The organism is Lacticaseibacillus sharpeae JCM 1186 = DSM 20505 (assembly GCF_001436225.1).
In the GTDB taxonomy this organism is placed as follows: Bacteria; Bacillota; Bacilli; order Lactobacillales; family Lactobacillaceae; genus Lacticaseibacillus; species Lacticaseibacillus sharpeae.
Window position 1 is genome coordinate 16,443 of record NZ_AYYO01000055.1, and the last position, 26,761, is coordinate 43,203.

26 protein-coding genes are annotated in these 26,761 nt (G+C 55.9%); 8 read left to right on the forward strand and 18 right to left on the reverse strand.

Annotation, left to right across the window (positions count from 1 at the left end):
- Positions 1-282: 282 nt before the first annotated feature.
- Complete coding sequence (locus tag FC18_RS09840) at positions 283-3,831, reverse strand: KxYKxGKxW signal peptide domain-containing protein (RefSeq protein WP_054677129.1); 3,549 nt, start codon at positions 3,829-3,831, stop codon at positions 283-285.
- Positions 3,832-4,183: 352 nt separating this feature from the next.
- On the opposite strand from FC18_RS09840, the gene FC18_RS09845 reads away from it, so the two are divergent.
- Entirely contained in the window at positions 4,184-4,993 is an 810-nt protein-coding gene (locus FC18_RS09845) for a putative ABC transporter permease (RefSeq protein ID WP_056976194.1), read from the forward strand.
- A 697-nt stretch (positions 4,994-5,690) separates the two neighbouring features.
- Here FC18_RS09845 and FC18_RS09850 read toward each other — a convergent pair.
- Positions 5,691-7,919 carry an ATP-binding cassette domain-containing protein gene (locus tag FC18_RS09850; RefSeq protein WP_056976196.1) on the reverse strand — a complete coding sequence of 743 codons (2,229 nt, stop codon included), beginning with the start codon at positions 7,917-7,919 and terminating at the stop codon, positions 5,691-5,693.
- 215 nt (positions 7,920-8,134) lie between these two features.
- Between FC18_RS09850 and FC18_RS09855 the strand changes: the two genes are divergently transcribed.
- On the forward strand, positions 8,135-8,929 hold the full coding sequence (locus tag FC18_RS09855; RefSeq protein WP_054677127.1) for a hypothetical protein: 795 nt from the start codon (positions 8,135-8,137) through the stop codon (positions 8,927-8,929).
- A gap of 24 nt (positions 8,930-8,953) precedes the next feature.
- Here the strand turns inward: FC18_RS09855 and FC18_RS09860 are convergent, their stop codons facing one another.
- From FC18_RS09860 to serC, 6 genes are all read right to left on the reverse strand, one after another.
- Entirely contained in the window at positions 8,954-9,814 is an 861-nt protein-coding gene (locus tag FC18_RS09860) for a sce7725 family protein (protein WP_054677125.1), read from the reverse strand.
- A complete protein-coding gene (locus tag FC18_RS09865; protein ID WP_054677123.1) occupies positions 9,811-10,509 on the reverse strand; it encodes a hypothetical protein in 699 nt (232 codons plus the stop codon). Before FC18_RS09865 ends, FC18_RS09860 begins: the two co-directional genes overlap by 4 nt.
- A gap of 115 nt (positions 10,510-10,624) precedes the next feature.
- A complete protein-coding gene (locus FC18_RS09870) occupies positions 10,625-11,068 on the reverse strand; it encodes a GNAT family N-acetyltransferase (RefSeq protein WP_056976199.1) in 444 nt (147 codons plus the stop codon).
- A gap of 61 nt (positions 11,069-11,129) precedes the next feature.
- A complete protein-coding gene (locus FC18_RS09875) occupies positions 11,130-11,660 on the reverse strand; it encodes a helix-turn-helix domain-containing protein (protein WP_054677121.1) in 531 nt (176 codons plus the stop codon).
- Positions 11,661-11,944: 284 nt separating this feature from the next.
- Entirely contained in the window at positions 11,945-13,117 is a 1,173-nt protein-coding gene (locus tag FC18_RS09880) for a phosphoglycerate dehydrogenase (protein WP_054677120.1), read from the reverse strand.
- A 12-nt stretch (positions 13,118-13,129) separates the two neighbouring features.
- Complete coding sequence (gene serC, locus FC18_RS09885; protein WP_054677117.1) at positions 13,130-14,206, reverse strand: 3-phosphoserine/phosphohydroxythreonine transaminase; 1,077 nt, start codon at positions 14,204-14,206, stop codon at positions 13,130-13,132.
- Positions 14,207-14,655: 449 nt separating this feature from the next.
- On the opposite strand from serC, the gene FC18_RS09890 reads away from it, so the two are divergent.
- The 3 genes from FC18_RS09890 to FC18_RS09900 are packed head-to-tail and all read left to right on the forward strand — an operon-like array spanning position 14,656 to position 16,622.
- A complete protein-coding gene (locus FC18_RS09890; protein WP_054677115.1) occupies positions 14,656-15,270 on the forward strand; it encodes a TetR/AcrR family transcriptional regulator in 615 nt (204 codons plus the stop codon).
- The gene (locus FC18_RS09895; RefSeq protein WP_054677113.1) at positions 15,267-15,995 is read left to right on the forward strand and encodes a DUF4097 family beta strand repeat-containing protein; all 729 of its coding nucleotides are present in this window, start codon (positions 15,267-15,269) and stop codon (positions 15,993-15,995) included. Before FC18_RS09890 ends, FC18_RS09895 begins: the two co-directional genes overlap by 4 nt.
- A 12-nt stretch (positions 15,996-16,007) precedes the next feature.
- Positions 16,008-16,622, forward strand: coding sequence for a histidine phosphatase family protein (locus FC18_RS09900; RefSeq protein WP_054677112.1), 615 nt, complete (start codon positions 16,008-16,010; stop codon positions 16,620-16,622).
- Between the two features lie 57 nt (positions 16,623-16,679).
- On the opposite strand, the gene FC18_RS09905 is transcribed toward FC18_RS09900, so the two are convergent.
- The gene (locus tag FC18_RS09905; protein ID WP_054677110.1) at positions 16,680-16,958 is read right to left on the reverse strand and encodes a hypothetical protein; all 279 of its coding nucleotides are present in this window, start codon (positions 16,956-16,958) and stop codon (positions 16,680-16,682) included.
- 130 nt (positions 16,959-17,088) lie between these two features.
- Entirely contained in the window at positions 17,089-18,495 is a 1,407-nt protein-coding gene (locus tag FC18_RS09910; RefSeq protein WP_054677108.1) for an aminotransferase-like domain-containing protein, read from the reverse strand.
- Positions 18,496-18,651: 156 nt separating this feature from the next.
- On the opposite strand from FC18_RS09910, the gene thiD reads away from it, so the two are divergent.
- The 3 genes from thiD (at position 18,652) to FC18_RS09925 (ending at position 21,207) form a co-directional block, all read left to right on the forward strand.
- The gene (thiD, locus tag FC18_RS09915; protein WP_054677105.1) at positions 18,652-19,464 is read left to right on the forward strand and encodes a bifunctional hydroxymethylpyrimidine kinase/phosphomethylpyrimidine kinase; all 813 of its coding nucleotides are present in this window, start codon (positions 18,652-18,654) and stop codon (positions 19,462-19,464) included.
- A gap of 249 nt (positions 19,465-19,713) precedes the next feature.
- Positions 19,714-20,232, forward strand: coding sequence for a sigma-70 family RNA polymerase sigma factor (locus FC18_RS09920; RefSeq protein ID WP_054677102.1), 519 nt, complete (start codon positions 19,714-19,716; stop codon positions 20,230-20,232).
- Between the two features lie 66 nt (positions 20,233-20,298).
- Entirely contained in the window at positions 20,299-21,207 is a 909-nt protein-coding gene (locus tag FC18_RS09925; RefSeq protein ID WP_054677100.1) for a hypothetical protein, read from the forward strand.
- 53 nt (positions 21,208-21,260) lie between these two features.
- On the opposite strand, the gene FC18_RS09930 is transcribed toward FC18_RS09925, so the two are convergent.
- The 8 genes from FC18_RS09930 to FC18_RS09965 all read right to left on the reverse strand — a co-directional run bounded on the left by FC18_RS09930 (position 21,261) and on the right by FC18_RS09965 (position 26,756).
- Entirely contained in the window at positions 21,261-21,935 is a 675-nt protein-coding gene (locus FC18_RS09930) for a TVP38/TMEM64 family protein (RefSeq protein ID WP_056976202.1), read from the reverse strand.
- Between the two features lie 52 nt (positions 21,936-21,987).
- On the reverse strand, positions 21,988-22,767 hold the full coding sequence (locus FC18_RS09935; RefSeq protein ID WP_054677095.1) for an ABC transporter permease: 780 nt from the start codon (positions 22,765-22,767) through the stop codon (positions 21,988-21,990).
- A gap of 16 nt (positions 22,768-22,783) precedes the next feature.
- The gene (locus FC18_RS09940) at positions 22,784-23,674 is read right to left on the reverse strand and encodes an ABC transporter ATP-binding protein (RefSeq protein ID WP_054677093.1); all 891 of its coding nucleotides are present in this window, start codon (positions 23,672-23,674) and stop codon (positions 22,784-22,786) included.
- 201 nt (positions 23,675-23,875) lie between these two features.
- Positions 23,876-24,424, reverse strand: coding sequence for a hypothetical protein (locus FC18_RS09945; protein ID WP_054677090.1), 549 nt, complete (start codon positions 24,422-24,424; stop codon positions 23,876-23,878).
- Between the two features lie 3 nt (positions 24,425-24,427).
- The gene (locus FC18_RS09950) at positions 24,428-24,760 is read right to left on the reverse strand and encodes an ASCH domain-containing protein (protein WP_054677150.1); all 333 of its coding nucleotides are present in this window, start codon (positions 24,758-24,760) and stop codon (positions 24,428-24,430) included.
- A gap of 2 nt (positions 24,761-24,762) precedes the next feature.
- A complete protein-coding gene (locus tag FC18_RS09955) occupies positions 24,763-25,050 on the reverse strand; it encodes a hypothetical protein (protein WP_054677088.1) in 288 nt (95 codons plus the stop codon).
- Between the two features lie 139 nt (positions 25,051-25,189).
- The gene (gene pepI, locus FC18_RS09960; protein ID WP_054677085.1) at positions 25,190-26,068 is read right to left on the reverse strand and encodes a proline iminopeptidase; all 879 of its coding nucleotides are present in this window, start codon (positions 26,066-26,068) and stop codon (positions 25,190-25,192) included.
- Between the two features lie 88 nt (positions 26,069-26,156).
- A complete protein-coding gene (locus FC18_RS09965) occupies positions 26,157-26,756 on the reverse strand; it encodes a YdcF family protein (protein ID WP_054677082.1) in 600 nt (199 codons plus the stop codon).
- Positions 26,757-26,761: the final 5 nt, after the last annotated feature.

A 26,761-nucleotide genomic window follows, 5' to 3' on the forward strand; every position in this document is an offset into this window, starting at 1 on the left:
GGCTACATCGGCCATTCATCCAACAAGGACATTATTAAACAGATTGCTAATGGCCGTTAGTCAATTTTTGCAAACTAATTTTTTAATATTGATACCGAATATAAAATAACCATACACACAAATTGAATTTCCGACCATGAATCAGATTTTGTAATTTAATTTTTGGAAAATTGCACATTGCCCGCATTTTACATGCCTATACCAATACAAAAAAGCAGGGTCAACCGCGCGCCTGCCCGCATAATTGACCCTGCAATAAATTAATATTGGTACCCCTAAAAGCTAAATTTCGTTCGCGCTGGTTGCCTCATCGCTCATCGTCATGTTCGGCGTGTTCACCCGCACCGAGATGGTTGGTTTGCTCAGCCCTGGCCGACTCGTCTCCACCGTCGCACTCAGGCTCGTGCCCCCCGGCGTCGTCTGGGTCACCGCCAGCATCGTGTGCGGTGGTGCCACCGTTGACGTGACGGTCGCGGTGTACAGTCCACTGTCATCCGCCGTCACTTCTGCAGCCACCGTGCCGTTCGGCAAGTAAATCTTGATGTCGGCATTCGCCTCACCCTTACCGGAAATGGTGGACACCTTGTTCATGATTGGCTTGATGGTGGCAGTCGGGGCGTTCGGTACGTTCGCTTGCACAACCGACGTCTTGCTCTGCGGCTTATCCCCAGAGGTCACAGTGGCGGTCACGGTTGAACCAACCGGGGCGTCGGCAAGCGTCGTAATCACGTCGAACCCGCCCTGATCATCGGCCGTCGTGGTGATTGGCTCGCCGTTTGCGGTTGCTACGGTTACGGACAAGTTTGGTGCCGTGGTGCCGCTGATTGGTACATACTTACCTTCTGGGACCGGCGTATTCAACCCCAGTTCGCCTAGGGTGTAGGTTACCTGAATTGGCCAGTCACTTGGCCGACCGTTCGAAGTGCCCGCGACGCCCTGGAATGGGTGCATATTGTCCGCGGTATAGCCGGCCACCACTGGCGTTGGGATTTCATGAATGTCATCCGTGGTCCACGTAATGGTCCCGTCGCTACCCAGACTGCCGTGCCAGGTAACGTCTTCACCGTTCGCTGCCGGTGTCTTAGCACCCGCCCCGGAATACGTAACGCTGTAACGCACCGTTTTATTCTCATACACATCCGCGGTCCCGGCACGGACCTCGCTGACGTCGCCGCCGAGCTTGTGGTTCGTGTCAAGCTGCCCCTGCAGCTTGCCGAGGCCATTTGCCGTCAAGCGGAAAATATCGCTGTAACTGCCAATCTTTTGCTCCACCCCTGAATCCAGGACATAGTCGGTTCCGGCAACCAGCTGCACCGTCTCACCCAGGGTGTCACTGCCGCGGGTCAGGTGCGCAGTCACCTGGCCATCGCTGGCATTGAGCAGGTCCGCGGCGAACGTGGCACTGCCCGCATCCGCGGTGAAGTTGCCGGCATCCATGGTAATGGTCACTTCAGCAGGCAGAATCCGCAGCGTCCCGCCCGGAGTAATGGCGTTAGCGTCGAAAATGTAGTCCGGATAGAGCTTGGTTACCTGCTCCGTAACGTACTGCTTCCCCTTATCCGTGAGCACGAACTGCTCGCCGTGGTCCTTAACGCCGTTGTAGAAGCTACCTGGTTCCCAGGTGAAAAGGTCTGTAGTCGGCAAGTCAATTGTTTGCGTCTTGCCCATCGCGACCACGGAGACGTTCAGCTTTGCGTTCGCCGGGTCACTGTAGTAGCTTTCCAGCTCGGTCCATAGCGGGTCATTCGCATGCGTCTGGTCTTTAACCTGCTGCGGAGTCTTATTCCATTCGACCGTGACCACCCCGCCGAGGCTGGCGGTGACGACGGGATTTTCGACGTCAGCAACGACTAGATGATTAGTTTCAACGTCGACAACCGTGACGTGGCCCCCGTAAAGTGCAGGGTTAAAGGTATTTGCCGTATTTGCAGGCACGGTGTACGTATAATTACCATTTTCATCCGCAGTTACACGGGTTATTTTGCTCTCCGCGCCCTTAACCATTGCCTCTTCACCAGTTCCCAAGTTGTTGCCATTGAAGAGCATGACAAACTTGCCTGGTGTTGCGCCCGTCCCGGTGATCTCGACGTTCAAATCGTCATCGAGGTCGGCCTGCACGGTCAGCTGGCCGGATTCTGGTGTGGTGGTCGTGCCGGTCCCGATGTCGATGCCGGTCCCCGTCCCAGTTTCGGTCCCCGTCTCCGTCCCGGTACTAGTGCCGCCGCCATTACGCGCGTCGGTCAAATCAGGCGTGCCGTTGCCATCACGGTCTGGCGTCTGGACGTAGAGGGGATAAAAAGTGCCGTCTTCACTGCGCCCGAAGTCGAACTGGAAGATATTGTCGCTGTAAAAGGCACTAGCAATACTGATGTCCTGCTGATTGGTGGTCTGGTCAATCTCCGCCGTTGGCCGCACGGAAAGCGGCGTAACCACCGTGGTGCTGCCCAGCAGTTTGGCCGAGAAGCCACCCTCAAACTGGGTTGCCATCTGGTCGGCCAGCGTCTGCTGATCCGCATCCGACAGCGTCTTGCCTTCCTCACTGGACATCGTGGCGTTCACCTTATCCGCGGCCAGTTGCGCCAAGTTGACCTTAGACAAATCGACATAGAACTGCGTGTAATCACCATCGGCCGTCTTGGAGGATTCCACACCCCGCACCGGCGCAACAGTGGTAATCGTCGCGATGTCTTCCAGTGCCTGCATCGTGCGGTCGGCCATCCCGCCAAAGATTGGAATCAGGCTGACCAGGCTTTGACCAACATCGTAGAACGGAATCATATCGGCCAAACTCATCGTGAACTCGGTGGTCACCACGGCCACCTGCTGCCCGTTAATTTCCCGAATCTGCCCCTGCAAGCCATCCCCGAGCTGGATTACGTCGTACTGGCCATCTGTACCCAAGACACTCCCAGATGCCAGCGTACTGCTTGACGTCACCACATTCACGTCTGCGGTTTGGTCAACGTCTGTAAACTGAATTGCGTTGCTGGGGGTTTCCCCAACCCCGCTTGTCTGCAACGTATCAGCCTCATCATTGAGGTTGGTAAATTCGGTGCCAATCGCGCTATCTGAAAGGACGGTATCTTCAACCGCGATGTCGTCCGTGTCGAGCCTGGTCGTCGAGTGCGACGCAATTGACGCAGAAATGAGTGCATCCCGACCCTTCGCCGCCAGTTCTTGCTTCCCAGCGCGGGCCGTTTGCTTTTGCTCGACGCTTGCCGCAGCCACTTGAACGGTGGCCACCGCGTGCTGATCTGCCTGCGTCGCGGTGAGCGTGATGGTGCCACTAACCCGGGTATTGATGCTGTACTTACCCGTGGTGTCGGCCGTCGTCACCCCCACCTGGTAGCCGGAGTCCGCAATCGCGGTCACTTGTGCTCCAGCTGCCGTCTGGCCACTGATGGTGGTCATCCCCGCCGCGTTTTGCGTGTTCTGCGCGGTTACCGTCAGCGGCGTGCTTGTTTCACGTGTAACCGGCGCGGCCGCCTGCTCCTTAACGGGTGCCGTCGTCTTTGCTGGCGTCGTCTTTGCTGGCGTCTTCTCGGCCGCGACTGCCGGTTGCTGCTCAGCGGCCGGTGCCTGCTCAGCTTCCGCCTGGGTCACCACCGCATCTGTATCCGCGTTTGCTTCCGTCATCTGCGGTTTGTCTACGGCTACCCGCACCGCGCCGCCATCATCCGTTGCTGCCGCCACCGTGTGCCGGCCGCCCAAAAAGACCGTTGCGAGCGCGACACTGAACATCCCCGCAACGACCCAGCGTTTGCCGTCCTTGTACATCTTGAAGTGCACAGTTCGTGCTTCCTTCATCGCCTGCTGTCTGTGTTGATTCATCGAAACCTGCTCCTCACTATCGGGCATGGCCGCAGCCTTTTCCAGTGAACGCAAAAAGCCTGCTGCCAAAATCACGGGTATGAGGGTGAACTATCCCCTACCCAAGCAACAGGTCAACGCTACCAACACTAACCACTCATAGCATAACCACCGCGTCCGCCACATTTAACTCAACTTTCGTATATTATTTTTGCGAAAAATGCACCGTGACGTAACCTAAGACCGTAATCGTGCCGGTGAACGCTGCTGCAACAAAGCCCGCAGATTGTTGCGGCCGTATTCATCGCGTTCGGACGGCCCTGCGTGTTAACATAAATGTAGCAGGCAAAGGTCATGACTGGGAGGCGCGCACATGAACTACACAAGTCAACTAATCTATTTGCAACAGGAATTCGACATCTGGATGCTGTACTTCTTCGCGTATGGCTTCGTCGGCTGGATCTGGGAGAGCTGCTACGTGAGCTGGCAAAAGCACAAGTGGGTGAACTCCGGCTTCCTGAACGGCCCCATCATTCCGGTCTACGGCTTCAGCATGACCGCCGTGCTCGCCGTGGTGCAACCGTTCGCGCATAACCTCATCCTGCTCTACCTCCTGTCAGCCCTCGTGGTTACCGTCATCGAGTACGTCACGGGCTGGGGGATGGAAAAGCTGTTCCACGCGCGCTGGTGGGACTACAGCAAGGTACCCCTCAACCTGAACGGCCGCGTCGCCTTGCCGATCTCCGCCTTCTGGGGGCTGGGCGTTGTCTTCATCGTCAAGGTCATCCACCCGTTCGTTGCGCGCTTCGTGACCCACCTCGATATGCGCTACGGAATGTTCGCCGTCCTCGTCTTGCTCGCCCTGTTCATGTTCGATGTCGGCTTCACCCTGGCCAACGCCCTTGCATTCGGCGCGGCCACCAAGCGCATCGGGGACGCCATCGCCGATAAGAAGAAGGAAATCGCTGACCGGATTGCCGATCACCCAATTGCTGAACGCGGCGAAGAGTGGCTGGACGACTATCGCGCCAGCAAGAAGAACACCAAGCTGCCCCGCCTCAATTACGTGCAGCGGCGCTTGCTGAAGAGCTTCCCGAACCTCACCTTCCACGATACGGACACGGCGGCCAAGGATGTCGAGGCCCTCGTCAACTTGCTCCGGGAAAAGGCCAAAAACAAGTAAAAAAATCGCCCAGCATTCGTTTACGCGAATGCTGGGCGATTCTTTATTGATTTAATGGATTACAGAGAACGAGTGAACATCCAGTCGTTCACAGCTGGAGTCTCCACATCATCAACCATGCGGTCACTAGCAAGTGCAACCAATCCCAAAATAACAACAGCGGTAATAACCAAAATCATGCTTCAATTCCTCCTAGCATCTGATAATCGTGTGTCTTTCCAGAAGCACTGTGCTTCTGGTTCCGTTTGATTTCATCTATTATATTATCGAGTTCGCGGCCTTGCAGCAAGAATAATGCGCTAAGCTTTAGGTAAGAAGTTAGACAGTTTCAGAAAAGCAATTCACTCATTATCGGGGGTTAACTAAGCACGCAATGAGCACTATTCCCAGAATGTGCCCAAGGCCTTCTCATTTTTGGATATGTTCATAATCCTGCGACATTAGTATTTTGACCCAAGTAACTGAAACATGTGTCACAAGCGGGTGATTGCACGCCAATCGCAGCACATTGGCATTTGTGTCGCATTTTCAGTCGCAAATGCGCAAAATCCACAATATTCAGTGTCTGTATATTGTGAACAAAAGACCACGTTTTCAGAACATTTTACATAATGCCATAATGAGCACGTTCAAATAAAAGTCTGGCAGTTTCTGGACAAAAAATAAGGTCAACTCTCATTCGAGTTGACCCCAATTTTCAAATATATTCGGCGGTAATAGAATCTTTAATATTTTTAATTCCAGCAACGGGGCCAGCATAGACAATCTGACCGCCGCGACTCCCACCATCAGGCCCAATATCAACAATCCAGTCAGCTGCGCGCATGACGTCAGTGTTGTGCTCAATCACGATGACGGTGTTCCCCTGATCCACTAAATCATTAATAATCCGAATCATGTTGGCCGTATCCGCAGTGTGCAACCCGGTTGTGGGTTCGTCCAGGATGTAGAGGTTACCATCGTTCAGCAGTTCCGCCGCAATCTTCAGCCGCTGACCTTCACCACCCGACAATGTGTCCAGCGTCTGGCCGATTTGTAGGTAGCTCAGACCCACGTTTTCCACCGCCTGCAACTTAGCACTAATTTTTTTGTCATTGAAGAACGCCACAGCTTCTTCAACGGTCATGTGCATCATGTCGACGATACTCAGCCCGCGAATCTTGTAATCCAGCACCTCCGCCTTGAACTTGCTGCCGTGGCAAGTGGGACATTCGACGCTCACGTTGTCCATGAATGACAGATTGAGTTCCACCGTGCCCTTACCCTTACACTCAGGGCAGCCACCGGTACTGTTGGCGGAGAAGAAACCCGCGGGCTTGCCGGTTTCCTTGGCGAAAATCTGCCGCAGACGGTCCAGAATGCCCGTGTACGTCGCGATGCTGGACCGACTATTGGCGTGCAGCGGCGCCTGATCGATAATCACGGCTTCGGGATGGTCCTTAGCGAAGACCTGCTCGACCAGGGTGCTCTTCCCCGACCCGGCAACGCCCGTGATGACGGTGAACAGCCCCGTCGGTACAGACAGCTGGGTATTGTTTAAATTATGCAGTGAGCTGGGGCGACTGGTAATGAAGGTCGTCGCCGGCCGCGGGTGCGCGTTTAGCGGCAAGTGCTGCCGCAGGGCCTTGCCCGTTAGCGTGCCACTGGCCAGCAGTTCGCTGTAACTGCCTGTGAACGTGACCGTCCCGCCGTGAATACCGGCCCCCGGCCCCATGTCGATGATGTGGTCAGCCACCTTAATCACGTCTGGGTCGTGTTCAACCACGAGCACCGTATTGCCATTGTCGCGCAACTTCGCCAGCAAGTCGTTCAGACGGTGCACGTCGCGCGGGTGCAGGCCGGTACTGGGCTCGTCCAGGATGTAGAGCATGTCGGTGAGTGCGTTGCCGAGGTACTGCACCGTCTTCACCCGCTGACTCTCCCCACCAGACAAGCTGGCGGTCTCGCGCGTTAGGCTCAGGTAGTCCAACCCGATTTCAATCAGGTCACCCAATTTCTGGTGCAAATCGTGCAGCAGTGGTGCCATCTGGGGCGCGGTCCACGTCGCGAGCAGCGCATCCAGTTCATCCAGCTGCATGTCGGTGAGGTCGAAGATATTCTTGCCCGCAATCCGGCTATTTAACACGTCCTGGTTGTAGCGCTGGCCGTGACAATCGGGGCACACGTCCATCTGGGCGAACTGGTCCAGCTGCTTTTGTGCCGCGGCACTCGTATCACCATCGCTCTTCACCAGGCGGCGGAAGAACTGGCGGCCAATGCCCTCGAACTTGTCCTTCTTCCGCTGGTCTTCCGTCGCGGCACCGTTGAGCAGTAGCTGCATCTCGGCAGGTGTGAAGTCGGCGACCGGCTTATCATTGTCGAACAGTTGCGCCTTAATCAACAATTGCTGATAGTACGCGTTGTTCGTATAACCTGGCAGCTGCACCGCCCCGGCGGCCAGCGACTTAGTCTGGTCAACTGCCGCATCAAGCTTCAGCACGTACGTCCGGCCAATCCCCTGGCACGTCGCACACATACCCTGGGGATCGTTGAAGGAAAAAGCGTTGCTGGCGGTGCCGTGCTTGGACTGGCCGAAGCGCGAAAACAGAATCCGCAGCAACGGGTTCACGTCACTGATGGTCCCGAGCGTCGAACGGGCATTGCCCCCCAGCGGCTTTTGTTCAATCACCACAGCCGGCGAAATATTCGCCACCGCATCGACATCGGGCCGGCGGTACTTGGGCAAAAACAGGCGGGCAAAACTGCTAAACGTACTATTTAATTGCCGCCCCGCTTCTTGGGCAATCGTATCGAACAACACCGACGACTTCCCCGATCCGGACACGCCGGTGAAAACCGTAATCTGGTGCTTGGGAATCCGCAAATCAATGTCGCGCAAGTTGTTCTCCCGGTCCCCGCGAATTTCAATGTAGCTTGATTCAGACATGTACGCCTCCTGGTCGTTAGACACAAAAATGGTGCCCCGCAAGATATTTCGCGCAGCCCCAGCAACATTCGATAGGAAGGCAAGAATACCACACCCATGATTAATTGCAAGCAAATAATTTCAGACTGAAGTCCGACCATCCTGCACGCCATAAATGCTATAATCGCAGTGAGTAAAACGGTTGCAAGGGTGCACCATGCTTTGGAGGCAGAACTATGACTAACATCAACATTAATGACCCACATGCCGTGGCTGATTTCGTCCAGCAGCAGGGCATCACGCCCGACCATAACTACATCGTCGTGCGGCGCCGGATGTCAGCTGGACGCGCCATGAGTTTTTCCCTCTTCCACCGTTACCCGGATGGCACGTTCGACCAGCAGCTGGCCCGCCATGAGCCTGAGTACCTGATGATTATCAGCCCCAGCCAAATCTATTTCCACCAGCTTACGCCCACGATGACCTTTCCGTCCCAGGTCGAACGTGCCAACATCCAGGAATTCGTCTGGGAGGAGGCATCCAACGAGCACTGCTTCCACTTCACCACCACCGCGCGGCGCGAAGACTACTACATGTTCAACACCGAACCGCAATCACCGCTGTGGTCGCTGGACAACTACTACTACTTGCAGCTGAACGGCTTCTGCGGTTTGACTAAGCCCGACCCGCATCCGGAACCCGCCAAGACGGACATGTTGAGTGATGAGCAAAAGGGACTCATCAGTGGCTACGGCCTGGCCGCATTCGCTAACCCGCAGCCGCTAACGGACCCGCGGCCGTACAAGCCATCGGCGAAAATTCAGGCTGCAGCCAGCAAGCGCAAGGCGGACCCGGCGCCGTACAAGCCCGCCAGCAAGCAGGATGCCGCCAGCTACCGGCCGGAGCAGAACGCCAAGGCGCAACCAACGAACCGGGCACTTGACCACGCCGACATCCCCGCTTCTGGACGTCCGGAACGCAAACGCGAGGGCTTGCTTAGTTCCCTGCTTGGCAAACCGCACCGCAGCTAAAAAAGTCTGAGCCGCCAACGCGGTTCAGACTTTTTCATTTTCGCCAGCGGCCAGCCACCGGTCATAGACGGTCAACCAGTGCATGAGTTCTAACTTGCGGATGGTACCGAGACCCGGAAAATGGTGGCGGGCGCCAAGGGCCAGTAATTCCGTCGTCGCTGGCGTTGCGGCATCAGGGTGCACCGTCAGCCACGCCCGCAGCGGTGCGAGCGTCTCGAAGAACTTCGCGCCCGGATTACTGTAATCGTCATTGTTCACAGATACGAAATGACGCACGCGCAAACAACCCGCGTCCACGTGTAGCAGGTGCAACGCAATGGCGCGCTGCGGATAACCGTGCTCATCATATTCAGCCGTCGCTAGCGGGTAATCGGCGGTGCCAACACCAGGCAAAAACCGCTTGGGGTACTGATACAGCTCATCTTGCAGGAAATAATAATCCTGTGTCTGGGCCCGCGTCGGGTAATGATCCTCTAGGTAAATGGCGGGCGCATGGCCTGCCGCCCGGACGACCGCCGTGTTCGGCACGACCGCGAACTGGTCTGGCGCAAGCAACGCCACCTGCGCGGCACTCTGCGCAATCACGACAGCTGTTGGTGTGTCTGTCCCGTCAAAATACCGGGCAAATTGCACCGGGGCCGGCAACGGGTCGGGGAGGACGTACTTGGGTGTTTTCAGCAGGCCATATTGCCCCACCTGCGGATTCTGCACAATGAGAAGCGGGTGCTGCGCCTTGGCGAACGCCGCCACCACACGCGGTAAGCCCGCAATATCTTTGACCGGCTCGACTACCGGCACGATGTTCGCACTCAGCCCCACATCCAGTGCCGCAATCAAGGCCAGCAAATCATACTGCCGCCCGCGAATTAACGGATAGTATTTCATCGCGCCGCCTCATCGTGGGCCAACCCCAACTTGAGCAGTGCCAGTTCACCAGTGAGTGCGTCGACCTCATCCTGCAGGGCCGTGATGGTCGTTGATTCCAGTTCCGCGGCAAACTGGTCGTACACGTTGCGGTCTGGATGGTAGACATCATAGTTCGCACTGCGCTTGCGCATTTCCTTGAGCAGTTGTTCACTAGAATATTGCGCCAGTCCTTTCTCCACCTGCTTAGCCTTCACCACTTCCCGGTTCAAACTGGCGGTAAAGCGGTCGAGCAATGCGGACTCTGGCACCTGCAATTCCTGGTACCGCGCCGACTTAGCAATGGTCAACGCACCCGGCGTGGTTATGGGAACTAGCGCCGCATCCAGGTCAGCCGCATCGAAAGCCCGGTAAGTCAGCACGCCGATGTGGGCCGGAATTTCTGGCTTAAGCTGTGCGTACAGCTTAGCCGGCAACACGAAATAATTGTAATTGCCCACGAAACTGAGCTTGGCGCTGCTGTGGAAGTCGCTCTTAGTCACCTTGAGCTCGAAGCACCGCCACGTGTGCGCACCATTGTCGTTTTGCAGCACCAACGTGTCGACAATCCCCTGATCATCGGGCATGCTGACTTCTTCAACGGCCGTGGCCCCCTGTTCTTCCCAATAGGCGTACAGGGTCTTCTCCAGGTCAAGCGTTAACTGTGTTTTTGACATACGCACCTCGAATGGCGCAAAGGCGACCGGAATCAAGCATCGAATCCGGTCGCCTTTGCGCGTGTTTGATAAATATAATTATACGAACAGACATTCGGTTGTCAAATAGTGCAGCCTATTCCAGCACCATGTCCACGTGCGGAATCCCGTCCTCCAAATACGTCGCCGACACCGCAGTGAACCCAAATGACCCGTAAAACTGACGCAAATAGTCCTGCGCCTGAATCTTGATGGCGCGTCCCGGATGCAGCCGCTGAATCTCGGCGATTGTGGCCGCCACAATTTGCCGGCCCAGATGCTGCCGGCGGAATTGCGCGACCACCAGTACCCGGCCGAAGCTGATGTGCACCCCATCATCATGCGGAATGATCCGTGTGTAGGCTGCGAGCTGACCATCCTGCCACAGTATGACGTGCCGGGCTGTCTCGTCTTTGGCGTCCACTTCCTGATACGGGCAGTTCTGCTCCACAACGAACACCGCCACGCGTGCGCGCATGATGGTAATCACCTCTTGGGGCGTTAGTTCCGCCGTGTCTTTAATCACTAATTCTGGCTGCATGTTTTACTCCAATCAAAAATAGCACGGATACGCAGCTTATCAGCGCACTCGTGCCCAAATTCTACTTCCCGCGCAACCCGTCCATCGCCAGCTGCAACAACTGGTTGTACTCGTCCCGGCTCGTGTCGCTCACTTGCGTCTTACCAAGGGCCTGACCCAGACGGATGTTGTTGGCGTTAATCACCATATCCGTGCGCGTGTCCTTCTCCTGAATTAGCTGTTCGTAGTAATTCACAAGGGCCGCGTGGATGTCTTCATCCTTAGCCGCCTCTTCCGCCGCCATGGTGAGCACAATACTGAGAGCAACCTGGCGCCGCTCGCTACCTTGATGCTCCCACTGCAGTGCGTCCTTTTTGGCGAAGGGGTGAAACAGTGACCGGCCAGTGGTAGTCTTCAGCCCAATCAGCCGGCGCACATCAACATCCATCGCCGCCGCTACCGCCAGCAATGCATCGATGTTCGGGTGACTCACGTCGAGTTCCCAATTGTTTAACATGGAACGTTCAATTCGCAGCTTGCCGGCCAACGCGTCGGGATCAATATTGCTGTCCTGGCGCACCGCCATCAAGTACCGTCCAATTTTAAATGCCATCGTCTTCACCTCAAGTACTAGGATACATGTTGGAACCGGTTGCGGCTAGAGCATTAAGCAATTTTGCCGCGACAACAGGCAATAATTTCACTACGCGCAAAAAAATACACCAGCATTACTGGTGTACTTTTTGAAAGAAGGAAATCATTATGAAATCACCAAAAATTAGAAATTGTAGCACCAACTGAAGCATCAAAAGGAGGTAATACCGAGGGAGTTTTCCGCCTCCCCCTTAATTTCATCATACAGGGTTGCCTAAGTCGATTGCAAGCGGTTACGCAAAATTATTTTAGGTCAGCTGGGTTGGCTAGAAGCCGTACCCGCTGGACGGCCGCAATCTGTGTCAGCTGGTCAATCGCGGCCACACTCGGTTTGGCATTCACGTCGATAATCGTGTACGCCTCATTCTTCTTGGCCGCGTTACTCATCCCCTCGATGTTGATGCCGCTCGCCGCGAGTGTGGTGGCAATCTGGCCGACCATATTCGGGATGTTCTCGTGCATCAATGTCAGGCGGTAACAGGTGGAAAATGGCACCTGCAGGGTCGGCAAGTTGATGCTGAACTGAACATTACCCGTTTCCAGAAAGTTCATGATGGTGTTCACACCCTGCACCGCACCGTTGTCCTCGGCCTGCACGGTCGAGCCCCCCAGATGTGGCGTCACCAGCACGTCGGGGCGGTTCAAGATGGCGTCGTCCCCGAAGTCCGTCATGTAACGGTCAAGCTGCCCGTTATCCAGGGCAGCAACCACCGCATCATTATCAACGATGCCCAGACGAGCGAAGTTCAGCAGCACCGTTCCCGGCCGCATCTGCGCCAGTTCGGCGGCGCCAATCAGGTGCGTGGTTTCATCATTCTTGGGCACGTGCACCGTAACGTAATCGGCCTGCGCGATGGCTTCTGTCAGGCTGTGGGCGCGCACGGTGCTGGTGGGGATGTGCCAAGCATCATCGGCGGACAGATACGGATCATAGCCCACCACATGCATACCCAGGTCACTCGCGGCGTGCGCAACGAGCGCCCCCACGTGGCCCACGCCGATAACCGCGAGCGTCTTACCGAGCAGTTCGGTACCGTTGAATTGCGTCTTTTCGGCCTCGGTCCGCGTGCTGATGTCCGCACCGCGATTTTGGCCGGCATATTTGGCCGCGGAAAACAGTTTGCGTGAGGCAATGATCAGCATCGCAATCACAAGCTCCTTCACCGCGTTGGCATTACTCCCCGGTGTGTTGAATACCGCCGTCCCGTTGGCGGTCGCCTTATGCAGTGGCACGTTGTTATAACCCGCTCCACAGCGCGCGATGACCTTCAAGTTGGTCGGCAGCTCCTGGTCGCGCAAGTTCACCGAACGAATCAGGTACGCGTCGGGGTTATCAGACTGGTTCAGCGCGTACTGGTCCGTGAAGCGGTCCAGGCCGGCGCGGGCAATGGCGTTGTATGTTTTAACGTTATACATGAATTCATCCTCCTAGTGGTGTTGCTCAAAAGCGTGCAGAAAATCAATCAGCGCGTCCACGCCGGCCAGCGGCATCGCGTTGTACAGACTTGCCCGCAAGCCGCCGACACTGCGGTGGCCCTTGAGGTTCATAAGTCCAGCAGCCGTCGCCGCTTGAACTACGGCTGCATCCAGTGCCGCATCCCCCGTCATGAACGGAATGTTGGTCAGCGACCGGTCTGCGCTGACAACCGGATTATGGAACAGGCGTGACTGATCCAAAAAGGCGTACAGCTTACCGGCCTTCTGTTCATTACGCCGCTGCATTTCGGGTACGCCCCCCTGTTGCCGGAGCCACTTGAGCACGAGCCCCACTGCATAAATGTTGAAGACCGGTGGGGTGTTACTCATCGAGTTCTTCTCCATGAACAGCTGGTAATCGAGCATGCTCGGCAGTCCTGGAACCTGGTGCACCAAATCTTTGCGTACAATCACGAGGGTGACCCCGGCTGGTCCAAGATTCTTCTGCGCGCCGGCGAATATCAGACCGAAATCATTAACGTTGTATTCTTCAGCCAGAATGTTGGAAGACATGTCCGCAACCAGCGGCGTGGTGCCAGTACGCGGCGCCTGGTGCCAGGCGGTTCCCTCGATGGTGTTGTTCATGCATACGTGCAGGTAATCGTACTGTCCCGCCGGCAGCGTGTCCGGCATTTGGGGCAAGCGCGTGTACTTAGCGGCTCTGGTGCTGGCCACAACATCAACTTGGCGGCCTAACTTGGCGGCTTCTTGGGCTGCCTTAACCGCCCATTGGCCGCTATCGAGCACGGCAATGCGGCGTTTATCCGTCGCCAGATTCAAGGGTGCGGCCGCGAATTGCCCAGTACCGCCGCCCTGCATGAACAGTACGGCGTAGTCATCCGGAATCTGCATCAGCGCGCGCAGATCAGCTTCGGCGTCCGTGATGATGCGGTCGAAATCGGTGGCCCGGTGGGAAACTTCAAGAATACTCATCCCCGACCCATTGAGCGACGGCAATTCGCGCTGAATCTGGGCAATAACTGGTGCGGGCATGACGGCCGGCCCGGCGGCAAAATTATAAACTGGCATTGATTTTCCTCCCTAACTGAACAAAAAACGCGCCCCGGCAGCTAAACTGCGGGGGCGCGTTAATGACAAAACTTTCGCGGCCACACAGTTTGCTGATTAGCATCTGTGCGGCCAATGACTCACAAAATGTGGCCTACACAAATGCGGTGGTAGACCGAGAGGAGGAGCTGATAATGTTAACGTTGATATTCTGCATCATAACTGCCTCCGTGAGTGATTTCTGGTGACCGGCTAAGCGTGCCGGCCTTGGTTGTTAAGTAATTTACCATTGTTCATAGGCAGCTGTCAACGGAGAATGAACAAATTTGGACGAATCATCTGATCCTACCTTCATTGCCAACAGGCGATGAACAACAATATTCTGAGCTAGAACCGCTTTGCCTGCGCGCGAGGTTTACATTTAATAATCTAGATGGTAAACTGATGCAAAAATGAACGGGTGGTCAGAAATGCGTCAACATAACGAACAACTGCGTGAACAAATAATAAACGTTGCCCAAGCGGCCTTTTCTGCACGTGGATTCGCCGCGGTTTCAATCCGCGAACTGGCGGCAGAACTGCAGATTAGTAAAGGCAACATATACAACTACTTCACGGGCAAGGAAGACCTCTTTGCCGCGTGCATTGGCGACACAGCAGCCGCATTCTCGACCACACTGACGGCGATGGAGGCCAAATACACCCAGGCCCAGGTTGACCAGACCACCGACCCCGACTACTTCAGCAACATTGAACAGGAGTTGCTCACCGTATTCAAGCACAATGGCGTGGCCATCGACTTGCTCCTCAACTGCAGTAATGGTAGTGCGCTAGCTGGCGGCGCGGTCCGGCTGGCACTGCTAACTAAACGGGTAACGGCCGCAATTTTACGTCTAAACAACGCGTACCCAGGACAACCCAAACTGGCGGCAGCATTTGCCGAAACGTTCGCCAGCAGCCTTATCAACAGCCTACAAACCATCATCCGGCACCAGTACCCGACTGCAATCCACGAGACCACGCTGGATACCTGCATCACACTTTTTAGCAACGGCCTCAAACAAACAATTCGGAGTAATTCATGAAAAAATTTATCTGGTTCCCAATTTTGGCCATCATTATCGCCGGGCTTTACGGTACGATGTATATGCAGCACGCCCGAACTGTGATTAGCAGTAGTGAATCGTTTGCCCCCACCGCAAATATCCAGGTGCGTGCGCAAAATGCCGCTGTGCGGGTGGTGCAGACCGAGGCCAACAACGTCTCTGTGCAGCAAACAGCTAACGTGAAGTACGCGGTCCGCAAATCAACCAACACTCGTAATACACGCACAATTCGGCAAGGACAAACACATCTCAGCTTATTGGATCACCTGTTCTCCACCACCATCAATATTACTGTCCGCGTTCCCCGCACCTACCGCGGCACCCTGACTGTTGTCACCACAAACGGCGCCATTTCGTTTAATCAGCTACACGCCCGCACCCTGCATGCACGTACGCAGAGCGGTGCGCTGCACGGATCCGTATCCGTCAAAAAGCTCACCGCGCGTGCAGAATCGAGCACCATTGGTTTAACAGCGACTGGACTGCAACAGAATTCACGCGTCCAAACCGCAAGTGGCGCAGTGAACCTGCAATTGCTGGATAACGGTATCCGGCACGTTAACGCCAAGGCAGACAGCGGCGAAGTGTCGCTCGCAAATCTGCCCCAAATCAAGCGCATTGACGAGCACCACGTCACTAGCGGTCCCGCACACGGCACGCAGTTAACCGTCACAACCCAATCGGGCGCCATTCACATCCATTAACGGAGGATTCCCATGACCACATTCTATTTCATCCGCCACGGCCAGACCGACGCTAACGCCATGGGCCTGAAGCAGGGCACCATCAACGACGAGCGCACCCACCTCACCGCGCTGGGCAAGCAGCAAGCAACAACCCTGCACGCGCAGTTCGACATCAGCTTTGCCGACCAGCTATACGTCAGCCCGCTCGACCGGACGCGTGAAACGGCGGCAATCATCAATCAGGACGCGCAGTTGCCGGTCACCATCGACGCCCGGTTATTAGAAATCTCATACGGCAGTTGGGACGGACAGCTCAACTCCGCACTCATGGCCGCCCACCCCGAAGTGTTCGACCAGAAGCTCCAGGATGTTCTGCCCACCTACGTCAACGTGGCCACTGGCGGCGAAACCTTCACGCAGGTGCAAACGCGCGTAAAGGCGTTCATGCAGGACGTTGCCGCCGCGCACCCGGACGGCCAAATCATCTGTGTCACCCACGGTTTCACGGTCAAAGCGGCCGCGCTAGTCGCACTGCAGCCCGCCGACCCGATGAGCCTGCCGGAACCGGCCAACACGAGCATCACCAAGATTGAATGCACAGCCGACCGGTTCTTCCTGCACGTATACGGCGCCAAAACCATTTAAAAGGCAAAAAATACGGCAACCTGAGCGAATAATTCCGTTCAAGTTGCCGTATTTGCGTTAAAACAAATCATCGAGGTCCGCACGCACCGCCTGCAGGTGACCCGCCCGGTTCCCGGCCGCCCGCAACGAATCAATCGCGGGCCCATCCGGAATCACCAAACTGCGGTCGATTTTGCCTTGTTCCAGTGACCGCACAATCCGGGCGGCGGTGACGTTCTCGTCTTCGCCCCGGTCAAGCCGGCGCTCCGCCTTCAGCAACATTGCCAGACTCGCCGGATCGGTCATTTGGTTATACAGTTCGTGCACCGCGTCGTGGACAGATAATCTTGTCAGCATAATCCACCATCCTCTCGCGTTCGCCAATCATGGCGGACACAACGTTGTCAGTATCACGCAAAACGTTACATATCTGTCTTCATCTTAACGCACCTGGCCACGCATGTAAACGCTGCCAGCGACTACCATCCTAGCCGTAATAGCCGCCCGCAATCAGCAACTGCCGCAGCCGTGTCAGCCCGGTCGTCAGCTCGTTCATCGTGCTGGCACTCGACAGGGACACGCGAATGTACTTCTTCGCGCTTTCGGCCCCCACCAGGAAGCGGTCGGAGTGGTAGAAGCGCAAGCCGTTGTTCAGCCCGTGCTGCTCAACCTCACGTCCAGTCATGCCGGTATCGTGAATCTCAACCCAGCGGAACAACTGGCGGTTATCCACCGCGCTGGCTTCGGGCTCAGGGAAGATTTCGTCAAACGCCGCGTTGCTTTGCTCGACCAGGTTAATCTTGGCCTGACTGATGCGCTGCGCCGTGCCGTCAATAATGGCGCGGGCCACAAATTCACTGTCGATGGCTGAGGTCTTCATGTTGATGTTCATCAGTGCGTCCATCAGCTGACTGCGATACTGCGGCGCGAACACGATGTACGCAATCCGCAGCCCCACCGCCAGCGGCTTGGTCATGCTGCAGAGGTATACGCAGTGCTCCGGTGCCAGGGTGTACATCTTGGGCAATGGTGTGAGGCCCAGCTTGAGGAAGCCTTCGTAGTCGTCTTCAATCAGAATTAGATTGTTGTCACGCACCACTTGCGCCAACGCTTCCCGGCGTGCGCCAGAGATCCGGACGCCCGTGGGGTTCGCCCCTTCCGGCATCAGGTACACGCCTGCCAGACCCTGGCTCGCCGCGGCAGCGAGGTCGTCAGCCAGCATGCCCTCATCATCGCCCAGAATTGGCACGAGCTTCAGCCGGGCCATCTTCGCGATTTCAATGAAGTTCGCGTAAGTGAAAAAATCAACGGCGATGCGATCACCTGGCCGGAACAAACCGAGCAGCGTCACGGTCACCGCGTTTTGACCCCCAGACACAATCGCCATGTTCTCGTCCTTAACGTCGGTGATGCCAAAGCGTTCCAGGTACATGCGCCCAGCCCGCTTGTGCGCCGGCAACCCCGTCGGCGCGTCGTAGTTCAGCAGCTCGGGCAGGTTGCTCTGCCCCGCCACCGCCTGAATGACCGGCACCATCATCTTGTTGCACGCATCGAACGCGGACACGAGCCCCAGATCAATCACGTCGGCACTGGCAGTTTTGGCAATAATGATGGATTCCGTCGCGTTCTGGGCCACGAAGGTCCCCTTGCCGACCACGCCGAACGTGAGCCCGCGCTCTTCGCTCAGCTTGTACGCCTTGGTGATGGTGGACAGGTTCACGTCCAAAAAATCTGCTAGTTCACGCTGCGGCGGCAGTTTGGTCCCCGGCAGCAGTTCACCCTTTTCGATTGCGTCTTTCATTGCCGTCACGAGCGCCACGTAGACCGGCCGTTTCAGAGCGCGCTTGTCCGGCCGCCACGTTAATTGGTAGTTATCGAATGAGTTGATGGACATAGTTTTTTCCTCCAAAGTGCCGGCGCCACTGGCCTTAGTTTCACGTGTAACAACAATTGCTAATTGTACGGCATACAATAAATTTCTTGATTGTATGGCTTACTCAGCTACAATAGATTGTAATACATATCACGTAAAGATTCGAGGTAGATAATTATGGCAAATGAATTTCCCCAAGCAATGGTAATCGGTGGCTCTGACAGTGATGGTTCCGCCGGGATTGAGGCGGATCTGCACAGCTTCTTCATGCGCGGCGTGTACGGCACCGTCGCCCTCACTGCGGCGGTCGCCGGCAACTCGTACGGCATCCACGACAGTGTGACCTTGCCCTTGCCGTTCATCGCTAAAGAATTCGAAGTGCTCGCCGATGATTTGAAGATTAAGGCGACCAAGACCGGGATGCTCGCCGACGCCGAACTGATTAACACCGTCGCGGACAACCTGGAGAAGTACGACTTCGGTAAGCTCGTGCTCGACCCCGTGATTGTGACTAAGCACGGCGCCCTGCTACTGGAAGCTGACGCGTTCAACACACTGAAACAGCGGTTGATTCCACTCGCGGACGTGATGACGCCGAACTTTTACGAAGCTGAACACCTCGTTGACCGTAAGCTGAAGACGAAGGAAGACATCGCCGCAGCGGCCAAGGAACTGCAAGACCTCGGCGCCAAGAACATCATGATTAAGGGTCAGCGCAGTGCCGACTTCGCTACCGTCGATGATTACGTCCTGCTTGAAGATGGCAAGAGCTTCTGGTTGCCCGCACCATTCTTCGACACCGACCGCCGTAACGGGACCGGCGACACGGTTTCCGCCGTTATCGCCGCAGAACTAGCCAAGGGTGCCGACGTCGAAAGTGCCATCCGCACCGCCCGCGCCTTCGTCAGTGAGGCCATCATGCACCCCATCGAGGTGGGCCACAAGTTTGGCCCAATCAACCACTGGGCTAACGAACCAGTCCGCCCATAAACATTGCAGAATTAACAGCACGACCGCGCATTTGCGGGTCGTGTTTTTTTTGCATACACCATGCACTTTTTAGCGTATGCTGAGGGGGCAAACTGGCCGGTGCATATGTGTTATTCACACATCACATTTCACACATAACACAATTACAAAGGTCCGCCCCCAAAAAATATTTCACGGGCCACGAAACCTTTTGCCTTCTTCGCCGGTCTAACTAGTGTACTTGCAAGTACGAGAACACGAGGTGACAACATGACATCCGCGCACGAAGAACGGCTCGTCGCTAAGGCCAAGGCTGGCAACGAACGGGCCCTCACCAAGCTCCTCAAGTATCATTATCAGCAGTTATACGCAACCGCATTTCAGTACACGCACAATAAGCAGGATGCACTTGATGTGATTCAAGAGGCCGCCTGCCGTGCTGTCCAGCGGCTGGACTTATTGCAGGAAGAAAAATACTTTGGCACCTGGATCACCCGCATCGTCATCAACGAAGCCATCCGTTTCCTGCAGACGCAGCAAAAACAGCGGGGCACGCAGCTTGACGAGCAATTCCCTGATGCGAACGGTGACCCCACGAACACGCTGGATCACTTCGAACTGCACCAGGCGTTAGGCGAACTCGATGAAAAATATTCAGAAGTGTTAATTTTGCACTATCTACAGGGCTGGTCCGTCCACGAAATTGCGACCAGCTTCGACGTCAGCGATAACACCATTAAGACCAGGCTGGCTCGTGGCCGGAGTGCGTTGCGCACAGAACTTGAATGATGATTAATATGTAACATTTCACATACGGACGAATAACACTATTGCCTATTTCTAAGGAGGCACAACATGACACGTAACCACAATATCCCCAAGCGCGCCATTTACCAAGCCATTGACCGTGGGGTCCGCAAAGCACAACCTAAGCGTAAGTTCTGGCACAGCCGCGCGTTCGCCGTTGCACTCGGCATATTCTTGGTTATCAGTGGTGCAACCGCAGTTGGGGCGGCAACCGGACACCTAAACCTAGGCGGTGAGGCACTGCCCCACGTTCTCGACGCTTACCGCAATGACCCAATTAAACCGAACGCTGAGCACAACCGGCAGGCACAAGCATTTACCATGCACCCAGGAAAAACCTACGTTGCCCAGCACACGGCCACGAAGAACCAGGTGGCGATTACTCCTGGGTTCTACGATATTACCAACACTTCGACCAAATCAACCAACGTTATGGGTAGCCTCATCCCGGCCGGCGCCACATACACCGGCATGTACGTCCGCGCCCAAAACGCGCTTTATGACCTGCCTCAAGGGACTGTGGCACGCTTCACGCCGGCCAAGTTCAAGCACTTGACGCGAACTAACGGCAAGTACCGCATCGCCAGTCCGTTTGGATCCTACAACGTTGGCACTCAGATTCCCGCCGGCTACTACAAGGTGCACGTTAACACCAAGCTGTCCAAGTATCACATCGTTGTCAGCCACAACGTTGACGTGGTGATTGGCGACACCCGCAGTATCGGGATTACCTTCGACATGGGCAGCGCAAAGCAGTATGCAGGCGACAAAGTGATTCAGCTTGCCGACAACAACCCGCTCACCATTGCGGACATCGGTGCCGCATACGACATGACCGGCAAGGCCAACCAAGGTCTAGATGCCGTACCCGCCGGCAGTATCGTGCTGGAAATGACGAAAATCTCCAAGGTTGAGGCCGAGCACCTGGGTTTCGACACAGAAAACGCAGCATGGTAAGTCAAAACGACCATTCACCGCTAGTTACAGGTGAATGGCCGTTTTAATGTACACTAATTCGTCTTTTCCCGCTTCCGGTCCCGGCGAATCAAGCTGATTACCCCCGCGGATGCCGCAATCAACACCGCCACGAAGACCAGTCGCTTCACGTTCAGGTGCAGCACCGCGTCCCCACCGAACGCGTAGAAGAACGCGGTGGGAATGCTGCCCGCGAAGATGAGGCCGAGCAGCGTTTGCCGGTTAATCTTCAGGTCGGCCGCCGCGATGTGCACAAGGGTGTTGGGCACGAACGGCACCGAATACCCGAGCGCAATCCCGAGCTTCGGGTGGCGCATTTTGAGCAAATCATCCAGAATTCGGGACGGCTTTTGCTGCTTTCTGAGTTCCGCAATACGGCTGACCAGAAGTGCCCCGAGCGCGTTGCCGATGGTTAAGCCAACCACGTTGACGACGAACCCGAGCGGTGCACCCAGGCAAATCCCACTGACGATGGCAATCACCGAATTCGGGGCCCCCGGAATCAGGCTAACCGCGGCCAGCAAGAGCGCAATCGGTACCGCGGCGAGCGGGCCCCGGCCGCGGAATTCACGGATGAACGTTGCCCGGTCGAACGTTGGCTGTTTCAGCAGCCGCAGCGCCGGGAAATAGTGCCACAACAGCACCCCAAGCAGGAGTACCCCCACCGTGGCACTGATAATAATAATTTTATGCTTCCGTGACAGGTGCATCCTCTCGCCTCCCTGACCGCCTTCCGTCAGGGTAAATTCTACCATGCTCAGCCTAGCGCCGCACGTAAACTCGCTGGTACGTCACGTAAGACAGCACCGCAAACAACACGCTGCCCGCGACGAGCCACACCATGGCCTGCTGCACGACGCTGGCGTGCACCACCGCCCCACTATCGAGCAGTTTGCGCGCTGCATTCACGATGGGCGTCATCGGCTGGTGCTCAGCAAACCACTGCACGGGCCGCGCCATCCCCGTCGTCGGCATGAGCGCTGAGCTTACGAACAGCAGAATCAGCAGAATGTAGGAGAACCCACCCGCACTCGCGTAGTTTTGTGCCTTGAGCGAAAACGGAATGGCCAGAAGCGTGATGGCCAGGGCAAAGAGCACGGACAGGCCGATGAATCCCAGTCCCGCGGCCAAGTCGGTATGCGGGCGAAACCCCATTAACAGACCCACCAGGAACACCATCAATTCTGCCAGCAGCATGAAGAACACGGACGCCAGCACGTGTGACCCCAGAATCACCCACCGCTGAATCGGCAGGGAGTGCAGGCGGTTCAAGAACCCGCTGGTCTGGTCGTTGTTAATCCGCATCGCCGTGTACGCGGAGCCCATCGCCCCCGTTAACAGGAGGAAACCTGGTAGTGCGTACCGCAGATAGCTCTGTGCGCTGGCCCCGGAAGCAGTGACGATGTTGCCCCCAAGGACGTACACGAAGAACAGCAACATGAACACCGGCATCGCCACCACCGTTACGAGCGTGTCCGCGTTCGTCAGGTTCTGCTTGGTGATCCGTTTGGTTAATAAAAATAATTGTTTAATCGCGTGCATGATTTTTCCCCCCTGCTTACTGGTTAATGTTCATGAAGACCGTCTCGAGGTTGGCCTCATCCTGCGTGTAGCTCTGCACCGTCACTCCAGCTGCCAGTAACGCCTGCAACACTGCCGGTGCCCCTTCAGCAGTCAAGGCCACGGGCGTATCAACGGTGGCCGGCACGTGATGGGCAGCAAAAATTGGTGCCGCCTGGTCCCAATCCGCCGCGGCGACACGCACCTGATACCCCGGCTGGGCAACGCGTTTAATCTCGCCGGGTGTCCCCTGGCGCACAATCTGACCGTCCTTAATGAACGCGATGTGGTCGGACAGCTGGTCGGCCTCATCGAGATACTGCGTGGTTAGGAACACCGTCTTGCCCGCATCGCGCAGTTCGCGAATGATTTGCCACAACGCCAGACGGTTCTTGGGGTCCACCCCGGTTGTGGGTTCGTCGAGGAAAATCACGGCGGGATCACCAATTAGGGACATCGCAAGGTCCAGCCGGCGCCGCATCCCGCCGGAATATGTGCTCACCTTGCGCTGAATGAAATCGCCCAGGCTGAGCCGCTCGATTAAGGTATCCAGTTGCTGCTGATAGTTGCGGCCACCACGCAGCTGGGCAATCAGCTTGAGGTTCGCGTAGCCAGAGAACTCGGCGTCCAGCGTCGTGGCCTGCGCGTTCAAGCTGATTTTTTGCCGAATTGCGTTGCCATTTTGCTCGACGTCCTGGCCCAGAACGGTCACCGTGCCCGCGTCTGCACGCGACAGGGTGGTCAAAATATTAATGAGCGTGCTCTTCCCTGCCCCGTTTTCGCCGAGCAAGGTGAAGACCTCGCCTTGGCGCACGGTCAGGCACACGGCCCGGAGCACGTGCACCTGCCCGAAGCTCTTGGTCACATTGTTAACTTCAATTGCGTTCATCTTTATGCCTACTTTCATCGATTAAGTTGTATTACTAGGTAGCTAACCTACTTGCACGCAAAATCTGCGTCCTAGCTCTCTGCTACTTTCTTTTGCTAGGTACCGGTATATATTAAAACAAGGTACCACTAACTGTCAACAACCGGATGTAAAATTTCGCGCAAAAAAACGGGCCGCCCAACCGCCAGCCCGTTACTGCGTTTATAGTTTTGCCTGAAACTGCTGCAAGAACTTCTGCATCCCCGCAAACTGCGGATCAGCCAGCGCGCGCGCAACCAGCTGCTTGGCCTTCTGTGCGTCTTCCGTGTCGGGCAGCGGCGCCAGGTTCTCCGCCACGCTGTCGAGCCACATGCCGCCCATGCCCGGCTGAATCACATTGTGTGTGCGATCCGCAAACCACGGGAACAGCTGAATAATCTCAAGGATCTGGCCAATCCCCTCAGCGTACTCACCGCCAGCCGCCACGCGCATGTCTTGAGAAACCAGCTCACTGAAATCATCCAGCATGTCGTACGCATCGGCGCTACCGAGGTGTTTGTCGGCCAGCTGCTGCCGCACGTCCGCAATTAGTTCGTCCTGGTGCGCGTGGGCCTCCGCACCCAGTTGCGCAATGCTCGTCAGTCCCAGAACGCGGCCGACTGCATCCGGAGCCAAGTCATCAATGGCGATGATGGCCCGCAGCAAGTCCGTGCGACTCATCTCGTTCAGCCGCGCCTGCAGCTGCTCGGCGCGGTAGTTACTCTCGTCCATACTTTAGCCTCCAATATGAATCGCCAGCACTCCGAATTCATGTTCCTGGGCCGGCGTGTAAATCGTGTACGTGTCCGCCACCATCTTGGCAACTGAATCTTCCGGCGCACTACCTACTTGGCGGCCACCGTAGCGGGTGTAAAGTTCGGTGAAGGTGGCAAATTTTTCCAACCCCCGCACCCGCTTGACTTGCATCTTTTCCGTTGTCGTATCCACAAACTCAATGGTGTCGCCGACCTGCAATTGCCGCCGCTTGGCATCATTCAGCCGAATCTCCACCGTCTTAGTGCCCGCCGCTACCAGCAAGAACTGGTCGTGGGCCAAACCCATCTGCATCTTCATCGCGTCCATACCTCCGCAATCACTAAACCGAGCACCAACATCAAGCACGCATAGAACATCATTATCTTGTCGTGCGCCTGTTCATCTTCCTTATGCCGGTGCTCCAGCCACGCACCGCGCACGCCATACACAACGGTCATGACCACCGTGATGAAGGTCATCGAGTCGAGGATGTTCAGCCCGGCAATGCGCACGTCGCTCAGCACGATGCCGCTTGCCGCGATGATGGGCACGAAAAGCGCGGCAGAGAACAAGAACCCAAACGCCTCGAATTTATTCCGCATGCTGGTCACTCCCGTCAATAGTTTTGCGCAAAATCGTTACTTCGAGTGTACAACATGCAGCACGGGAAACCCATGGCACGCGTTAAAAAAGAGCCCCGACATACGTAATTTACGTAAATCGTGACTCTTGATTAATTTATTAATCGTTCGCTTTCAACCAGCCATCCAGCACGGAAATAAACTCATCGTGCTGATCGAGCAAGGCCAGATGGCGGCTGTTTGCAAACAAGTGCCACTTGGCGCCTGGAATGTGGTCGTATACGGACTTGGCGATGAGTGGCGTGCACAGGTCGTCGGTCCCGTTGGTAACCAGAACGGGCACATCAATCTTGTGCAAATCGTCGGTCACTTCGAAGTCGCTAATCGTGCCGTTCTCGGTAAATTCGTTGGGTCCTTCAGCAATCAAGCTGGCGCGTTTGCCGTTAGTTGGCCGGCGCAATGGCTCTGGGGAATCTGCCGTTGGGTCGTCCCAGCAGTAGCGTTCCATGTAGCGGTCGTTGGCAGCCAGGTACTTGGGGCCGGAGAAGTCGCCGGTCCGTTCCGCTTCAGCAATCGCCGCGCGGTCTTCGTAGCTGAGGTAGGAAATCAGGCGGTGCTGTTCCTTAGTCCACAGCTTGATGGAGGCCGGCGAACCGTCAATCATAACGGACTTAATGCCCTTGTGTTCGTACTGGGTCAGATAAAACATTTCCAGCATCCCACCCCAGGACTGACCCAGCATGTGAATCTCGTCCAGGTGCAGGTACTTGCGAAGCGCAATCAGTTCTTCCGCCCAGGTTTCCTTCACGTAGATGGACTCGTCTTCAGGCAGTGAGGACTTCCCGCAGCCCACCTGGTCGTACATGATGAGCTGGCGGCCAGTTTCAGCGTAATCATCCATCAATTCGAAGTAGTTATGCGAGGAACCAGGGCCACCGTGAATCAGCAGCAGCGGTGCCTTCCCCGGCGTCTTCTCGCCCACAATGCGGTAATACGTCTTGAACCCGCGAAATGGCATGTAGCCTTCTTCAATCTTCATGTTGTAGCCATCCTTTTTGTGAAATATGTACGAGTCGATTGTACACCACAGAGCGGAGTGGAGCGTATAGAACTTGAGGATTCAAGTATTAATCTTTCAGTTCCACCTCAAAGTCCCGAATCACACCCGCAGCAATCCCCGCCTGCACGCTAGTCATTTCGTGTGCCACCCGCATGCGCCCAACATCAGTCTTGAACCAGTTACCTTCCCGCGTATTCGTGTCATCCGCCGCACAGTAAGTTAACGCAACTGACGCTGGCAGGTACGTTCGCAGCAATGCCACCAAGCGGAACATGTGGAAGCTGTTGGTCACAACCAAAATTCGCTGGGGCATCCCCGTTTTCGTCAGTATTCGCGCCGAAAATTCCGCATTTTCGATGGTGTTATCGGACTCGTTTTCGACGGTGATCGCCGCATCTGGCACGCCGCAATCCAACGCATACTGCCGCATCAAGTGGGCTTCAGTGTCGGACCAATCTGGCCACTGCACACCGCCTGATAACAACATCCGCGGTGCACGCCCAGCATGGTACAGGTTAACCGCAAGTGGCATGCGGTAGACAAGCGTTTTGCGGCTACCAACCACCAGAATAATATCCCCATCTTGGCCATCATCCCGAAAGTCATAGAGCAGGTGTGTGATTTGGTTGTCCGTCAATTTAGTCAGGTCAACTTGCGAATACAGCATAAGCT